The organism is Ignavibacterium sp. (assembly GCF_025998815.1).
GTDB lineage: Bacteria > Bacteroidota > Ignavibacteria > Ignavibacteriales > Ignavibacteriaceae > Ignavibacterium.
Genome location: NZ_AP026678.1, coordinates 1364311 through 1380622, shown reverse-complemented (window position 1 = coordinate 1380622; position 16312 = coordinate 1364311). Strand labels below are relative to the sequence as shown.

The 16312-nt window shown below is 33.5% G+C and carries 15 protein-coding genes; 14 read left to right on the top strand and 1 reads right to left on the bottom strand.

What is annotated here, in order from left to right; translation table 11 throughout:
• Positions 1–5: 5 nt before the first annotated feature.
• From Q0X14_RS05925 to Q0X14_RS05895, 7 genes are read left to right on the top strand one after another with little or no spacing between them, the layout of a single operon-like run.
• On the top strand, positions 6–290 hold the full coding sequence (locus Q0X14_RS05925; protein ID WP_297843787.1) for a 4a-hydroxytetrahydrobiopterin dehydratase: 285 nt from the start codon (positions 6–8) through the stop codon (positions 288–290).
• Positions 287–598 (top strand): tetratricopeptide repeat protein, encoded by a 312-nt coding sequence (locus tag Q0X14_RS05920; RefSeq protein WP_297843784.1) that lies wholly within the window; start codon positions 287–289, stop codon positions 596–598. Before Q0X14_RS05925 ends, Q0X14_RS05920 begins: the two co-directional genes overlap by 4 nt.
• Positions 591–1169 (top strand): orotate phosphoribosyltransferase, encoded by a 579-nt coding sequence (gene pyrE / locus Q0X14_RS05915; RefSeq protein WP_366522798.1) that lies wholly within the window; start codon positions 591–593, stop codon positions 1167–1169. Before Q0X14_RS05920 ends, pyrE begins: the two co-directional genes overlap by 8 nt.
• The gene (locus Q0X14_RS05910; RefSeq protein ID WP_297843778.1) at positions 1166–2293 is read left to right on the top strand and encodes a mechanosensitive ion channel domain-containing protein; all 1128 of its coding nucleotides are present in this window, start codon (positions 1166–1168) and stop codon (positions 2291–2293) included. The genes pyrE and Q0X14_RS05910 overlap by 4 nt, the downstream gene beginning before the upstream one ends.
• Before the next feature lie 6 nt (positions 2294–2299).
• Positions 2300–3574 (top strand): M64 family metallopeptidase, encoded by a 1275-nt coding sequence (locus tag Q0X14_RS05905; protein ID WP_297843775.1) that lies wholly within the window; start codon positions 2300–2302, stop codon positions 3572–3574.
• 11 nt (positions 3575–3585) lie between these two features.
• Entirely contained in the window at positions 3586–4818 is a 1233-nt protein-coding gene (locus Q0X14_RS05900; RefSeq protein ID WP_297843772.1) for a PP2C family protein-serine/threonine phosphatase, read from the top strand.
• A 17-nt stretch (positions 4819–4835) separates the two neighbouring features.
• A complete protein-coding gene (locus tag Q0X14_RS05895) occupies positions 4836–6200 on the top strand; it encodes an NAD-dependent succinate-semialdehyde dehydrogenase (RefSeq protein WP_297843768.1) in 1365 nt (454 codons plus the stop codon).
• 65 nt (positions 6201–6265) lie between these two features.
• Here Q0X14_RS05895 and Q0X14_RS05890 read toward each other — a convergent pair whose 3' ends face one another.
• Complete coding sequence (locus Q0X14_RS05890) at positions 6266–10387, bottom strand: PAS domain S-box protein (protein WP_297843766.1); 4122 nt, start codon at positions 10385–10387, stop codon at positions 6266–6268.
• A gap of 102 nt (positions 10388–10489) precedes the next feature.
• Here Q0X14_RS05890 and Q0X14_RS05885 point away from each other — a divergent pair, with 102 nt between their 5' ends.
• The 7 genes from Q0X14_RS05885 to Q0X14_RS05855 all read left to right on the top strand — a co-directional run bounded on the left by Q0X14_RS05885 (position 10490) and on the right by Q0X14_RS05855 (position 16272).
• On the top strand, positions 10490–11812 hold the full coding sequence (locus Q0X14_RS05885) for an MgtC/SapB family protein (protein WP_297843763.1): 1323 nt from the start codon (positions 10490–10492) through the stop codon (positions 11810–11812).
• Between the two features lie 9 nt (positions 11813–11821).
• Complete coding sequence (gene truA / locus Q0X14_RS05880; protein WP_297843760.1) at positions 11822–12550, top strand: tRNA pseudouridine(38-40) synthase TruA; 729 nt, start codon at positions 11822–11824, stop codon at positions 12548–12550.
• Between the two features lie 2 nt (positions 12551–12552).
• Complete coding sequence (locus tag Q0X14_RS05875) at positions 12553–13308, top strand: 3-oxoacyl-ACP reductase family protein (protein ID WP_297843757.1); 756 nt, start codon at positions 12553–12555, stop codon at positions 13306–13308.
• Position 13309: 1 nt separating this feature from the next.
• On the top strand, positions 13310–13759 hold the full coding sequence (locus Q0X14_RS05870; protein ID WP_297843754.1) for a DUF2231 domain-containing protein: 450 nt from the start codon (positions 13310–13312) through the stop codon (positions 13757–13759).
• Positions 13760–13874: 115 nt separating this feature from the next.
• Complete coding sequence (locus Q0X14_RS05865) at positions 13875–14474, top strand: outer membrane beta-barrel protein (RefSeq protein WP_297843751.1); 600 nt, start codon at positions 13875–13877, stop codon at positions 14472–14474.
• Positions 14475–14482: 8 nt separating this feature from the next.
• A complete protein-coding gene (locus Q0X14_RS05860) occupies positions 14483–15265 on the top strand; it encodes an enoyl-CoA hydratase-related protein (RefSeq protein WP_297843748.1) in 783 nt (260 codons plus the stop codon).
• A gap of 8 nt (positions 15266–15273) precedes the next feature.
• Entirely contained in the window at positions 15274–16272 is a 999-nt protein-coding gene (locus Q0X14_RS05855; RefSeq protein WP_297843745.1) for a hypothetical protein, read from the top strand.
• Positions 16273–16312 lie beyond the last annotated feature (40 nt).

Below are 16312 nucleotides of genomic sequence, written 5' to 3'. Positions count from 1 at the left end.
TCAATATGACTGCATTAACAAATCAACAAATCTTAGAACAATTAAAATCCTTAAAGAACTGGATTTATGTTAATAATTCCATCAGTAAAGAGTTTGAGTTTAAAGATTTTATTGAAGCAATGGCATTCGTAAACTCGCTTGCTCTGGAAGCAGAAAAAATGGATCATCATCCTGATATTTTAATTTATGGATGGAATAAAGTTAAAATAAATCTCTCAACACACAGCGCTGGTGGAGTTACGGAAAAAGATTTTCAACTCGCAAAAAAAATTGAAGAAAGACTCAAATGAAATCAAGATTAGAATCATTACTCGAAATGCTTGAACAACAGCCATTCGATTCATTCCTTCTTTATGGAATTGCTTTGGAATACATGGCAATGAATGATGATGAAAAAGCTGAAGAATATTTCAAAGAGCTACTGGAAGCTGATCCTGGTTATGTGCCAGCGTATATGCAATATGCTTCTTTGAAAATAAATCAGAATGAAATTGAAGATGCAAAATTTCTGTTGAGAAAGGGAATCAAACTTGCTCGTGAAAAAAATGATCGTCACGCTGTAAATGAAATGGAGGATTTGCTTGATGAGCTTGAATGATCAGCAAATCCTTGACATATTCCTAAAAACTGATGCACTCCTTCAAGGACACTTTCTATTAACCTCGGGAAGACACAGCAATCAATATTTTCAATGTGCTAAAGTACTTCAATATCCGGATTACACATCTCAGGTTTGCTCTGTTCTTGCAGATTACTTCAAAAACTTTGAGATTGACACAGTAATTGCACCGGCTATGGGTGGAATAATTGTTGGCTATGAAGTTGCCCGTCAGCTGAATAGAAGATCAATATTTACCGAAAGAGAAAACAATGTTATGACTTTACGTCGTGGATTTTCTCTTTCGCCACAAGAGAAAGTTTTAGTTTGTGAAGATGTCGTAACAACCGGTGGTTCTGTTTTTGAAGTTATTGATATTGTGAAAAGCTCAGGTGCTAAAGTTATTGGAGTTGCATCAATAGTTGATAGGAGTAATGGCAAGGTGAATTTTGGTTATCCTTTCAAAAGTACATTGAAGCTTGATGTAGTTTCTTATCTTCCTGATGAATGCCCTATCTGTGCTTTAGGAAAATTGCCGCTTGTTAAACCTGGTTCAAGGAAAGTCTCATGAGTGCCTGGATATTTAACTTCCTTCGTGATTTGGTTAAAGATGATCTTCTGTACAGAGTTATTCTTGTCATTGTTGTAATCGTCTTATCCTACTTTGCCTCAAAATTTCTTGCATTCATTCTTAAAAAAATTATCAGACCATTTGTCTCAAAGACTAAAACAGATCTTGATGATAAAATACTTGCTGCTTCAGGTTCAGCAATTTATCGGCTGTCCTTTATTGCCGGAATTTTTCTTTCAGTCGAGATATTTAAGGAAGGTATTAAAAGCGAATCCAAATTTCTTCCAAAGCCATTGATCGAGATTTATCCGTTTCTTGATAATGTTGTATTAATAACTGAAGCTCTTCTTTTCATCGCATTAGTAATAATTCTTCTTGTAGTTTCATTCAGATATATAAATGTTTTACTGGATTGGTACTCGCAAAAAATTGATGCAAGTGATAACAGAAATCTTAGTGGTAGTCTGATTCCGTTATTAAAAAAAGTTTTAAAGATAGTAGTGTTTGCTCTTGCGGTAGTAATAGTTCTTGGGAAATTTAATGTAGATATAAGTGCTTTTGTTGTATCGCTCGGTGTTGGTTCATTAGCAATCGCTTTGGCAGCTCAGGAAACTCTATCGAATATGATTTCCGGTTTTATAATAATGACTGACAGACCTTTCAGAATTGGTGACAGAATCAGATATGCTGATAATCAGGTTGGCGATGTGGTTGATATCGGAATAAGAAGCACAAAAATTTTAGACTTTGATAACAATATTGTTATTATTCCGAATAATGAAATAGTAAAGTCCAGACTCGTTAACATCACTTATCCAAACTCGCTTACAAGAGTCGTAGTTGATGTTGGTGTTGCCTATGGAACTGATATTAAAAAAGTAAAAGAAATTCTTCTTAATATCGCAAATAATGATCCTGATTGCTCAAAACAAATTGCACCCGATGTATTCTTCATAAATTTCGGAGCTTCATCACTTGATTTCAGATTAGTTGCAAGAACAGATGACTATCGGAATGCCTGGGCAATGCAATGCAGATTACGGGAAAAAATTTATGAAGAATTTAACAAACACAATATTGAAATTCCTTTCACTCAGGTTGTTGTACATCAATCCAAATCTTAAAATAAAATGAAGTTAAAAAATTTACTGCTGATATTTCTCGTTCAAATAAGTTTACAAGCTCAGATTCAATTCGATGATTACTTTACAGATGGTTCACTACGATTGGATTATTTTCACACAGGAAATGACACTCTGGAAATCTATTCATTTGATGAATTATATGCTGAACCATTTTGGGGTGGAAGTAAGAATAATCTGATTGATGTTTTTGATTACGGGAAGTATAAATTCGTTGTGAGAGATGAAATCACCAAAGCTGAAATCTATTCGAGAACCTATTCAACATTATTCAGTGAGTGGCTGACAACTGAAGAAGCAAAACTAACAACAAAGTCGTTCAGTGAAACTGTAGTATTTCCGTTTCCAAAGAATAAAGTGATTGTTGAATTTTATTCGCGTGATAAGAAAAACCAGCTCCATAAAAAATTTGAATATAAATTTGACCCTTCAAATTATTTTATTAGAAGAGACAGGCCATTAAAATTTTCTTCAGTTAAAATTCTTGATATTGGAAACCCATCAGAAAAGGTTGATGTAGTTATAATTCCGGATGGATATACAAAAACAGATAGTATTAAATTTCTTCGTGACTGCGAAAGATTTTCGAATTATCTTTTTGGTTCATCACCATTTAAAGAAAATAAAGATAAGTTTAACATCCACGCAGTGCTTGCCTGGTCCGAAGAATCAGGAACTGATATTCCTGCAGAAAATATCTGGAAGAGTACAATTGCAAATTCCAGTTTTTATACTTTTGATGTTGATCGTTATCTGATGATTTACGACAACAAAACACTTCGTCATCTTGCATCAAACGCTCCTTACGATCAGATTTATGTTTTGGTAAATACTAGTAAGTATGGCGGTGGTTCAATTTATAATCACTATTCTGTTTGTGTAAGTGATAATCCTAATTCAGAATATATTTTTGTTCACGAATTTGGACATGGTTTTGCAGCATTGGGAGATGAATATTACACTTCTGAAGTAGCTTACTCTGAATTTTATCCGCTTGATGTTGAACCATTGGATCCAAATCTTTCCACACTTGTAAATTTTGATTTGAAGTGGAAAGATTTAATTGAGGAAGGAACTCCCGTACCAACGCCAAATACCAAAGAATACCGGGATAAAATCGGAGTGTTCGAAGGCGGAGGTTATAGTGCCAAAGGAGTTTACAGACCAGCTTATGATTGCACAATGAAATCAATTTCAATTGATAACTTTTGTGCTGTGTGCAAAAGAGCTATTCAGCGAATGATAGAATTTTATTCAAACTGAGGAAATAAAAATTGGATCAAAAGAAATTACATAAAACAATTGAAAGTATTGCATCTCAAAAATTCAATAGCGAAGAAGAGATGCTGAAATATGTGCTTGAGCAAATAGTTAATGATAAGAGTTTTGAAATAACCGGTGGAAGAATCTGGAAACTTGAACCGGAAACATTCAGTTATAAACTTCTTTATCAAACAGGAAAGATGGAGGCGATTGATCCGAGATTCAAAATAAAATTAAAAAATTACCCTGAGTTCGACCGGATTGCAAGCGAAAGAACTATTCTTGCCGACGAAACATTAACCGAATTAAAGAAGAAGGGAATTTTCAGATATTCAGCTACAGGTGTTGGTTCAAGAATTAAACTTAACGGCAAAATTTATTACGAATACATTCTTGCATTAAACAGCAATTCTTTGGATGAAGAGTTCCGCTTGAATATGAGTATAATAGCAACGGCTCTTACTTCGCAAATCAGGCAAAGAAGAATTCTTGCAAGCGCATCAAACCTTAAAGCTGATCTTGATAAAGCACGGCAACTTCAAAAATCAATTTTACCTGAACACGAATATAAATTCCATAATTATGATATATTCGGATTAACTGATCCTGCAGAAATAGTTGGTGGTGATTTTTTTGACTATCTTGAAATTGGTGATGATCAGGATAGATTAGGAATTGCAGTTGGTGATGCTGCAAGCAAGGGTGTTTCCGCTGCTGCCGAAGCAATGTACATTTCTGGTGCACTCCGTATGGCAAGCAATTTTGAGATAAAGATTACTCCTTTGATGAAAAAGATGAATCAACTTGTAAACAAAATTTTTGAGGACGATAAATTTTCATCTTTGTTTTATGGAGAACTCTCCACAGATAAAAACGGATTATTCCTTTACACAAATGCGGGCCACAATCCTCCTCTTTTTTATAGCAGCAGAAAAAACAAAGTTGAATACCTGATGGTTACTGGTCCTGTTCTTGGTCCTGTTCCTCACGCAAAATATCAGATTGAAAGTATAAACTTTTTTCCCGGCGATATTCTTTTGATGTTCTCTGATGGTATTGTTGATTCAACTAATTCAAAAGGAGAACCTTTTCCGGAGGTAAGATTAATTAATCTTTTGAAGAACAATAGAAATAAAACTCCAAAAGAAATTGCATTGAGAATTCTTGATGATGTATTGAGATATAACAAAAATGGTACTTATTCCGACGACAAAACTTTGGTTGTAATAAAAAGAAATGAATAAAAATTTCGGAGTTTAAGATGGTACAGTCAATAAACCCTTCAAACAACGAACTTATAAAATCCTATAAGGAAATTTCTGATATAGAGTTACAAAACACTCTTGTAAGAATGAAGACTGCATTTGAAAACTGGAAGCAACAATCATTTAGTTTTCGTTCATCCTTAATGAAAAATGCGGCGGAAATTTTAAGAAAGAAAAGAGAAGAATATTCTAAGCTCATGACACTCGAGATGGGTAAACCAATTTCTCAATCCAGAGCTGAGATTGATAAATGTGCATGGGTTTGTGATTACTATGCTGATAACGCAGAAAAATTTTTAACAGATGAAATCATTAAAACAGATTCAACGAAAAGTTTCGTTACTTATCAACCGCTTGGAGTGATACTTGCCGTGATGCCGTGGAATTTTCCTTTCTGGCAGGTTTTCAGATTTGCAGCACCAACTTTGATGGCAGGAAATGTCGGAATTCTTAAACACGCTTCAAATGTCAGTGGATGTTCATTAGCAATTGAAGAGGTTTTTTCAGAGGCAGGTTTTCCTGAGTTTGTCTTTAAATCTGTGATATTAAGTTCATCAAGAGTTAAGGATTTAATATCCAATCCAATCATTCAAGCTGTTTCAATAACTGGAAGTGTGCCTGCAGGAAAATCTGTTGCATCAGTTGCTGGCTCGTTTATAAAGAAAACTGTTTTAGAGCTTGGAGGAAGCGATCCTTATGTTGTTCTTGAAGATGCTGATTTAACAGAAACAGTTCAAACGTGTGTGAATTCAAGATTGATTAATGGTGGACAAAGTTGTATTGCTGCCAAAAGATTTATTGTTGTGAAAGAAGTTTATGATAGATTCACAGAAATGTATGTTGATTTTATGAAGCACAAAAAAATGGGTGATCCCTTTGATGAAACGAATGACATTGGACCTCAGGCAAGTGTTAAACTCAGAGATGAACTTCATGATCAGGTCCTAAGAAGTATTGAAGCTGGTGCTAAACTTTTGCTCGGTGGATTTGTTCCTGAATTGAAAGGTGCATTTTATCCTCCAACAGTTTTAGCTGATGTCAAACCAGGAATGCCAGCATTTGATGAAGAACTTTTTGGTCCGGTTGCTGCCATAGTAAAAGCTGAAGATGAGGATGATGCAATTAAACTTGCCAATCAAACAGTGTTCGGTTTGGGTGCGGCTGTATTTACTAAAGATGTAGCACGGGGTGAAAGAATTGCAAAAGAAAAACTTAATGCAGGAAGTTGTTTCGTAAATCAATTTGTTCGTTCTGATCCAAGATTGCCATTTGGTGGAATTAAAGAATCAGGATACGGAAGGGAATTATCAGTTTTTGGAATAAGAGAGTTTGTTAATATCAAAACTGTTTCTATCAAATAAATTGAAACTTGAATAAGTTTAACGAAATTCAGATAGACTATTTACAAATGCACTGATAAATGAAATCATTGCGAATTAATTATTTCATTTACCAATCCGAGCAGTTCATCTTTCTTAAATGGTTTTGAAATATAATGCGAGCAACCTGCCTTTAAAAATTCTTCTTTATCACCAAGCATTGCATAAGCAGTCATTGCGACGATTGGAACATCTTCGTAACCTTTCATTAATCTTATTTGTTTTGTGACTTCAATTCCACTTAATCCTCTTCCAAGATTTATATCCATAAGAATCAAATCGAATTTAGTTTTATCCAATAACTCAAGTGCCTCTGCTCCGGTTTTTGCGACCATCATCTTCCCAAAATCTCTGAGAAATAATTTTGTCACTTCAATACTTGCTTCATCGTTTTCAACAAGGAGAATGTTTAGTGATTTCTTTTGTGCAGGAATAACTTTAGTGGTTGAAGTATCAGTATCATTTGTGTCTTTTTCAGTAATTTGTTTTTCCTCATAGCTTGCCGGGAAACAAATTGAAAAAGTTGAACCTTTGTCAACTTCACTTTCTACACTTATTGTTCCTCCCAAAAGTTCAACAAATTTTTTAGTCAGAGTTAATCCAAGTCCGGTTCCTTCAAATTTACGGTCAAGTCCTTCGCTAACCTGTCTGAACTCTTCAAATATTCTGGAGAGACTATCTTTTGGTATTCCAATTCCTGTATCCTGAATTTTAATTATAACATTCGAATTGTTGTTAATTATTTCTCTCCGGACTTTAACTGTTACTCCACCTTTTTGCGTATACTTAATAGCGTTGTTAATCAGATTATTCATAATCTGATGAAGAATTTTTTCATCCAGGAAACAAATTATTTCTTCTTCCTCTAACTCACTTTTCAGATATAAGTTTTTTGTTTTTGCAAGTGCTTCAAACTGAAGAAGATTCTCGCGAACAACACGACATATATTTATATGATCAAGTTTAAGTTCCATTCTGTTAGCTTCAATACGGGATAAGTCAAGTATTGAATTCAAAGTTTCGAGCAGTCTTTTACCACTTACATGAATTCTTGAAGCCATTTCAGACAAATCTTTATCAGTTATGTTATCACGAAGTAACTCTGCAAATCCAAGAATTCCCACTAACGGAGTTCGTAATTCGTGACTCATATTAGCTAGAAATGTTGATTTGAGTTTATTTATTTCCTCAGCTTTAACTTTTGCCTCACGGATTTCTCTTTCATTCTTTTTTCGTTGTGTAATATCTTCTTTAATGGCTATGTAATGATTAATCTCGCTATCGCTATCATAAATTGGTGTGATCGTCATTTCTTCTTCATAAAAAGTTCCATCTTTTCTTTTATTGATTAATTCACCCTTCCAGACTTTTCCGCTTTCAATGGTATCCCACATCTTTTTATAGAATTCATCCGGTAGCAATCCTGATTTGAAAATTGAAGTTGACTTTCCGATTAGTTCATCTTCTTTATAACCGGTTAGTTTTTCAATTGCTTCATTTAGCCAGATAATTTTTCCACTTCTGTCAGTGATCATTACACCATTAGCAGCGCTGTGCAGTGCATTTGTTAAAAGGTGGAGCATCTTTTCGGTCTTAACTCTATCAGTAATATCTCTTAATGTTGTAAGTAATACTTCCTGATTCTGATAGCGGATACGCGTTGACATACTTTCAACCCAACGGATTTGCTTGGTTGCAGTAACAATTTGAAATGTATCTCGTCTTGATTCGCCGCTATCTTTTTCAAATGAAATTAATCGGATTGCTTTATCTATGTTTGATGGATGGAGAAATTCCGTAACACTTTTCCCGATTCCTTTTTCAGGTGAATCCAAGTCAACAAGTTTAGCCGCACTCTTGTTCGCAAATAAAATTTTTCCATTCCAATCAACTATTATAACTGACTCAATAATATTATCTAAAAGTGATCTGAATCTTTCCTCACTTTCTGCGAGTCTCTGTAAAGTTTGTTTTCTTTCAGTTATGTCTTCAACAATTCCGGTTAATGCAATCAGATTTCCTTTCTCATCGTAGATTGGTGATGTTGAGAGCGAAATTATGAACTCTTCACCAGATTTTTTTACATTTATGAGCTCACCTTTCCAACCACCTTTTAAAGTTTGTGGTAATATTTTTTGAACAATATGAGTTGGATTTTTAGGAGAGCGGATTAAGCTGACATTTTTCCCAATGATTTCTTCAGGTTTATATCCATAGGTTTTAGTGAATGCCTCGTTTACGAAAATTATGTTGTCCTGTGTATCGCCGATTATCACGCATTCTGAAATGTTTCTGAATGCGTTTGCGAACATTGCAATTTGTTTTTGCGATTTTTTCTTTTCTGTTATATCACGAACAATTGCCTGAATAAATTTTTCGCCTTTAATCTCAGTAGAGGTTAAACTTACCTCTGCAATAAATTCTGTTTTGTCCTTTTTGATATGCTTCCACTCGAAAAATTGTGGAGAACCATTCAATGCTTCCTGAATTAAGCTTATTCCTTTATCCTGTGATTTTAATCCATCATCCTGAAACTCGGGGGAGAAATCAAACGGAGTTTTATTTATTAACTCTTCTCTCGAGCAACCAAACATTTCAAGTGCTTTCTGGTTAGCATCGATGAAGTATTCATTCTTCATAAGTATGATTGCATCATTTGAACCTTCAAACAAAGTTTTGTATTTAAGTTCACTTTCAGCAATTCGTTCAATTGATTTTTCTCTGTCAGTAATGTCTGTGAAAAATATTGCTACAGTATTTTCTGCAAGCTGAATTGCAGAATATTCATAAACGCCACTTACATTTTTATCGTTGTAGTTTATTTTCTGAAATAAATAGCTCCCACCGTTTTTTGCAATTTCTCTGAATTGCTTAACAACTGTTTGATGAGGTAAAGCAGGAAAAATTTCTTCAATCTTTTTGTACAAATAATCATCGGCTCTTATTCCTAAAATTGTTTCTGCTGAATGATTAGTAGTGATCAATCTTAGATGGTTATCTTTATCAAGCGCATAAACAAGAACTCCAAGTGGAGATGCATCAAGCATTCTTTGAAGTGATTTTGCATAATCAACTAAAGTCTTTTCAGTGTCTTTCTGAACTGTAATATTATCACAAACAATCATCACTTCATTGCTTCCTTTATCAGTAACGAACGAAATAGCACTTACTCTTACCCAAACAATGTTTTTGAATTTGTTTAATAATCTTAATTCCCAGGTAAATGTTTTGTTTGGATTTTGAAGACATTGATTAATCTGAAAATTAATAAGTCGTTCGTCTTCGGGATGATAGATTTTTGAAATGTGATTACCAATCAAATCATCGTTCAGATATTGCAATTCACTGAGAACACTTTTATTAACTCCCGAAATAATTCCATCAGAATCAATTATGAAGATCATTAAAGGATTATTGTCATACAAAATCTTAAAACGATTTTCACTTGACTGAAGCTTCTGTGCAGATATTTGGTTTAATGTATTTGAACTCGCAGCAAATAAAATTAAATCTCTGTTAGAATAATTTATTTTGGAAATACGAACCTTTAGATAAATTTCATCGCCATTGCTTTTAAGATGAATTGTTTCATATTCAATTGGTTTATCAGAAAGGTTTGAATCGCGGAGAATTTCAATTTCTTTTTCGGGTAATCTGGATAAGTAAATAAAGTTGAAACCAATAATTTCTTCTCTCGAGGTATTATAAGATTTTACAGCAGCTTGATTGGCTTCTACGATTTTAAATTCTAATGGATCAATCAGAAGAATAATATCACTTGTCAATTCAAAAAGTTTCATAAAGACCGATTCCATATTCCCTTTTTCAATTTCAGTAAGCAGGCAAAGGAAACGGGTTTCATTTTCGGACTTTATTTTACTGATTGTTATATGAAGAACCTTTTGAGAATTGAAATCAGTAAAATCAAATTCAAAAAAGTTTGATTCGGAAATATTCTTTAATCTTTTTCTAACTTCTGAGTGTAAAGAGTTAAAACTCTCTGCAATTATCTCTGAAGATTCATTCTGTTTGTTGATAGATTCATTAAAAAAATTTAAAGCATAATTGTTGTAATGAAGCAAATTAAATTCTTCATCAAACAATAATGCAGCTACACTAAACTGGTTTATTAATTCAGAAAGATCCTTCTTACTTTTATTAGTTAACATACAAATGATTTTTCCCAGGGTTGGAACAAATTAGAATACTTTATTAAGATTGCGAATAAAATTATTCTAATATCATTAGATTTGCAAAAAGAAATTTTTATTATGCAGACACACACTGATTCAACATCGTTGTTTCAAAATCTACTGCCCAAACCCGAACCTCTTTTAGAGTCCGGCGATATGTTTACAATTCTTAAAGGTCTTGCAGTCGTTATTTTCATAGGTATGCTAATAGGACTTGAAAGAGAGTACGCAAGAAATAAAGACGAAAAAATTTTTGCCGGAATAAGAACTTTTCCTTTAATCGGACTTTATGGTTTTACTTCTGCACTTATTTCTTCAATTACTGAAAATTGGGTTTATGCAATTTTCTTTATAGGATTTGCAGGACTTACAATCGCAGCATACTATTCATCTTCAAGAGATGGTAAAGTTGGTGGAACAAGTGAAGTATCTTCATTCATAGTTTTTATTCTCGGTTCATTGGTTTATTGGGGATATATTCTTCTTCCGGTTGTGATAGCAATAATAATCACAATGTTTCTTTCGCTTAAAATTCAATTGCATTCCTTCGTTGGAAAAGTTAACGCTGCAGATATTTATGCCACTTTAAAACTTGCAATCATTACTCTGATTGTGCTTCCTGTCCTTCCAGACAAAACTTATGGTCCTTTCGATGTTCTTAATCCACGACTAATCTGGTATATGGTAATATTTGTAAGTGGAATAAGTTTTATCGGTTATATTTTTATTAAACTTTTGGGAAAGGATAAGGGAATAATAGTTACGAGTTTGCTTGGTGGAATGGTATCGAGCACCGCACTTACTTATTCATTAACAAAGAAAAGTAAAATTGAAGAGCCACTTTCATTCAATTATGGTCTGGGAGTTATTACCGCATCATCAATGATGTTCTTGAGAGTATTGCTGATAATTTCAATTCTTAATGTTGATTTAGCAATCCCACTATTTTTTCCAATGATAATTTTTGCGTTGGCTGGTGTTATTGCTTCAATAATCTTTTACAAAAAAAATATTAATATTCCTCAGGCAGAAATTGAACTTAAAAATCCTTTCGAACTGAAATCTGCATTCGTCTTTGGAATTATTTTCGGAGTTACAATCTTTCTTGCAAAAGCTGCTCAGGTTTATTTTGGAGATCAGGGATTATTTGCAGCAAGTGCTTTGGCTGGATTCTCAAGTGTTGATGCTATTACGATTTCAATTTCGAGATTGTTTAATGAATCTATTACACTAAATGTAGCAATGAAGGCGATTGTATTTGCAACTATTTCAAACACAGTTATTAAGATGTCAATCTCATCATTCTGGGGAAGCAATGTTCTTAAATATGTTGTGTGGAAAGGATTGGGTATAATGTTGCTTGTTCAGATTATTTATCTTTTAATTCTCTCTTTCATATAATTTGTAATTATGAATAACTACAAAATGATTTTACAATATGATGGAACTGTTTATTCAGGCTGGCAAATTCAAGAGAACGCAAAAACAATTCAGCAAGAAATTATAAATGCGATTAAAATTATTCTTAAAGAAGAAGTTAATTTGATAGGTTCAGGAAGAACTGATGCTGGAGTTCATGCTTTAGGTCAGGTTGCAAATTTCAGATCTGAAAAAGAAATTGATTTATACAAATTCCAATTCTCGCTCAATTCAATTCTTCCGCAAGATATTTCAGTGCTCTCAATTGAGAAAGTTCGCGAAAGTTTTCATTCACGGTTTGATGCAAAGAAAAGGACTTACATTTATTTGATTTCACAATTCAAGTCACCGTTTTATAAAAATTATTCTTTTTTTTATCCACAGAAAATTGATTTAGAAATTCTTAATGACTTAAGTAAACTTTTTTTAGGTAGGAAAAATTTTTCTTCATTCTGTAAAAAGAAATCTGAGGTTGAAAATAAGTTTTGCGAAGTAACTGAAATTAGCTGGACAAATCAATTTGATCTTATTGTGTTTGAAATTTCTGCTGACAGATTTTTACACGGAATGGTTAGAGCGATTGTTGGAACATTGCTCAAAGCATTAAAAATGGAAAAACCTGAAGAATATATTCAGGAAGTATTTAGATCAGAAGACAGAGAATTTGCCGGAGAAGCTGTTCCGGCAAAAGGTTTATTTCTTCATAAAGTGGAGTATTAAAAATGATTAATCTGAAATCCAAAGTTGTTTTGATAACAGGTGGCTCAAGAGGAATTGGTGCTTCCTGTGTAAAATATTTTGCAATCACCGGAGCTTCTGTAGCATTCACTTACAACAGCAGCAAATCGCAGGCGGAAAAACTTGTTAAAAGATATTCAAAGCTTACAAGAATCAGAGCTTATAAGGTCGATGTAGCAAATCCGGAAGAAATCCGGGAATGTGTTAAAGAGGTAATGAAAGATTTTGGTCGTGTAGATATTCTTGTTAACAATGCCGGAATCTGGAAAGAAGGCAAAATTGATAAAATGACTTTAGCTCAGTGGGAAGAAACTTTACGAATAAATCTTACATCTGCTTTTCTGTTTTCCTCACTTGTAATTCCTTCGATGAAAAAGAAACGCTTTGGAAGAATAATAAATATTTCTTCAACTGCCGGACAAAGAGGTGAAGCCAGATATTCACATTACGCAGCATCAAAAGGTGGAATGATTTCATTTACAAAATCTTTGGCAGAAGAACTTGCTGAGTTCAATATACTTGTTAATAGTGTTGCACCTGGTTGGGTTTGGACTGATATGTCAATTCCAGCTTTATCCGATAAGAAAAGTTTTGAAAGTGAAATAAAAGAAATTCCTTTAAAGAGAATTGCACAACCTGATGATATCGCTGGTCCGGTTTTATTTCTCGCATCAGATCTTGCCAGACATATTACCGGCGAAGTGATAAATGTAAACGGTGGTTCGGTAATGTGTGGTTGATATGGAATTTTTAGCAGAACTTCATCATAAGATAATTCATTTTCCGATTGCACTGCTTTTCATTTATCCTTTCATTGAAGCCGTGTCAATCTTTTATAAAAAAGAATTTTTCTCATTCACCTCATTGGTAATTCTGATTCTTGGAATAGTTGCATCATTGGCTGCAGTTCTTACCGGTAATCAGGCATTAAATTCAATTGATAAAATGAATCCGGATTTATATGAATTAGCTGATAAACATTATACTTATGCAAACATTGTTGTGTGGTTATTCTCATTAATTTTGTTTTCAAGAATTTATTTGCAGATAAAAAAGAAGTATGAAGGCAAGTGGAAAATAATTTTGCTCTTACTTGCGTTTGCAGGTTGTTATTTCATTTACCAGACTGGTGAATACGGAGGGAAAACAGCTCATACGAGAATCAGCACTATCATTGGGAAGAATGAATGATAACCAAAGATTCCTCGCTTCGCTCGGAATGACAGAGGAGTAACTTCTTATTCTATCGTGAAATTAATTTTTCCATAGTTCATTAAGCAAAAACTATTTTGTAATTTTCAATAGTATGAAATCAATCTTTAGAAATACCATTTTTTTATTAATCGCATTAAGTATTTTTTCTTTTGCTGAGAAACCTCCAAGCAGTCGTGCTGTGGGATTTTTTGTTGGAGTTGGAGTTGGTCCTCGTTTACCAATTGGTGATTTTGCTTCAAACACAGATGTTGGTTATGGTTTTAATATTGAATTTTCATATACCGATAATGAGTTCCTACCGGTTTTTCTTTATACTACAATTGGTTTTGAACAATATCCTGGCTCTCAAAGTTTTTATCGCGAGACAGATTATTCAAATTTTCACACTAATACCTTACCTGTAAATTTTGGTGCAAGATATTACTTCCCGCCGCTTGCAGAAAATATTGTTCTGTTTATGCCTATTCTGCAAGTTTCAGGTTCTTATACATACTATCAGAAACTTCATGAGTTTAAACCAGGCAGAGGCAAGACAAATTTTCTGGAGGAGACTTCAAAGTTTGGATTCAGTGTTGGTGCAGGAGTTTCAATGTTTATGCTTGAGATACTAGCTTCATACAATTATTTTGAATCAAATCAGTTTGTAGGATTCGATTTAAGAGTCCGGCTTCCAATCTTTATAAGTTTATAGGAGGAACAATGAGTTATACAAATTTATTATTGGACATAAAAGATAAAACAGCTTTGGTCACAATAAATCGTCCTGATAAACTGAATGCATTAAATCATCAAACATTAACAGAGCTGAAAAATGTTTTTCAGGAATTAAGAAACAATGATGATGTTTATTCTGTTATTCTGACGGGAAGCGGAGAGAAAGCTTTTGTTGCAGGAGCAGATATTTCGGAATTAAACAAACTGAACATGCTCGAAGGAAAAAAGTTTGCTGAATTTGGTCAAAGTGTTTTCAACACGATTGAAAATTTTGAAAAACCGGTTATCGCTTCTGTTAATGGATTTGCACTTGGTGGAGGATGCGAACTTGCTTTGGCTTGTCATTTCAGAATTGCATCTGAAAATGCAAAGTTTGGTCAACCGGAAGTTAATCTTGGTATCATTCCAGGTTATGGTGGAACTCAAAGACTTGCAAGATTAGTCGGAAGTGGCAGAGCGATGGAAATGATTTTAACCGGCGATATGATCGATGCAAATGAAGCTTTAAGAATTGGCCTGGTGAATAAAGTTTTTCCTGCTGCAGAACTGCAGGCAAAAGTATTTGAGATTGCACAAAAAATTAATTCAAAAGGCCAGCAAGCGATAAGACTTGCAATTGAGGCAGTTAATGCAACTGATAAAATGAATTTGCAGGATGGACTTGATTTTGAAGCAGTGCTTTTTGCTATGTGTTGTGGAACTGAAGATTTTAAAGAAGGAACTTCTGCTTTTCTGGAAAAAAGAAAACCTGCATTTAAGAACAAATAAAAGAAGTGATGTTTAAAGATTTTGATTTATCTAAATCAGCAAGGTATTTATTTGCTGTTGCGATTTTATTGCTTGTTGTCACTATCCTTATTGATCGTTACATAACTGCGGAAAAACCGGAGCTCAAAAAGAAAGATATTTCTATTTCTGAAGCAGATTCACTTTTCAAACAAGCTTTGAAAAATTATGACATCAGTGAAAAGTTTTTGAGCATTAAAAGAAATAAAAAAAATCCTTCCGATTCTGTCTATTCGGTAAAAGTTTATAGCGATGTTCCGATTTCATTACTTCTTCTCGAGATAGAAAATTTGTTTTCTCCAACCACAGCGAAGATAACAAGCGAAGAAGAATCTATTGGCGGAAAAACAATCCTAAAAATTATTCTTGATAACAAGCCACTTATTGTTTCAGAGTTTGTAACTGATAAAAACATTTCAAGAGAAAAGGGAAGAGTTGGCTTTGTTGTCTTTAATATTGATTATGCGATTGATAACTCAGCAATTCTAAATACTCCGGAACAAATAATTTTCCTTATTACGCCTTCGGAACAATCAAAAAAGTTTATCAATAAAATTCTTTCTGCAGGAAAAAGATATGCTCTTCTTCTGAATGATGATATTCAGGATTTAAATTATAAAATGGATGAGAGTTATCCGATTCGCAGAAATAAAAAATCAGTTGAGAATCTTTTCAAGTATTTTCCTTCGGCTGCATTTATTGCTATTGATGATAAGTCAGATTTATTTGAATCATCTATAAAAGATTTTTTGATTAAAGAACTGGATTGGCGAAAAGCATTTTATGTTAATCTCAGTCGCTTTGATTTACTTGATAGTTACTCATCGAATGCAGAAAGTGCTTTCAGAGAGATGATTAAAAGCATGAGTAAGAATGAATCGAGAAGAATTTTAATTGACAGCAAAAATTTTAACGAACTGCTTCCGTTAATTCCGGCTTACCGGAAAATTGGTTATAAGTTTGTTTCTGCTACTGAGTTGTTGAAGTAGAATTTTAACGTAAAATTATTAGAAGAGTGTAAAACAATTG

Coding starts and splice junctions, on each gene's coding strand:
- Q0X14_RS05925 (WP_297843787.1), top strand. CDS start 6: ATGACTGCATTAACAAATCAACAAATCTTAGAACAATTAAAATCCTTA.
- Q0X14_RS05920 (WP_297843784.1), top strand. CDS start 287: ATGAAATCAAGATTAGAATCATTACTCGAAATGCTTGAACAACAGCCA.
- Q0X14_RS05910 (WP_297843778.1), top strand. CDS start 1,166: ATGAGTGCCTGGATATTTAACTTCCTTCGTGATTTGGTTAAAGATGAT.
- Q0X14_RS05905 (WP_297843775.1), top strand. CDS start 2,300: ATGAAGTTAAAAAATTTACTGCTGATATTTCTCGTTCAAATAAGTTTA.
- Q0X14_RS05895 (WP_297843768.1), top strand. CDS start 4,836: ATGGTACAGTCAATAAACCCTTCAAACAACGAACTTATAAAATCCTAT.
- Q0X14_RS05890 (WP_297843766.1), bottom strand. CDS start 10,387: ATGTTAACTAATAAAAGTAAGAAGGATCTTTCTGAATTAATAAACCAG.
- Q0X14_RS05885 (WP_297843763.1), top strand. CDS start 10,490: ATGCAGACACACACTGATTCAACATCGTTGTTTCAAAATCTACTGCCC.
- truA (WP_297843760.1), top strand. CDS start 11,822: ATGAATAACTACAAAATGATTTTACAATATGATGGAACTGTTTATTCA.
- Q0X14_RS05875 (WP_297843757.1), top strand. CDS start 12,553: ATGATTAATCTGAAATCCAAAGTTGTTTTGATAACAGGTGGCTCAAGA.
- Q0X14_RS05870 (WP_297843754.1), top strand. CDS start 13,310: ATGGAATTTTTAGCAGAACTTCATCATAAGATAATTCATTTTCCGATT.
- Q0X14_RS05865 (WP_297843751.1), top strand. CDS start 13,875: ATGAAATCAATCTTTAGAAATACCATTTTTTTATTAATCGCATTAAGT.
- Q0X14_RS05860 (WP_297843748.1), top strand. CDS start 14,483: ATGAGTTATACAAATTTATTATTGGACATAAAAGATAAAACAGCTTTG.
- Q0X14_RS05855 (WP_297843745.1), top strand. CDS start 15,274: ATGTTTAAAGATTTTGATTTATCTAAATCAGCAAGGTATTTATTTGCT.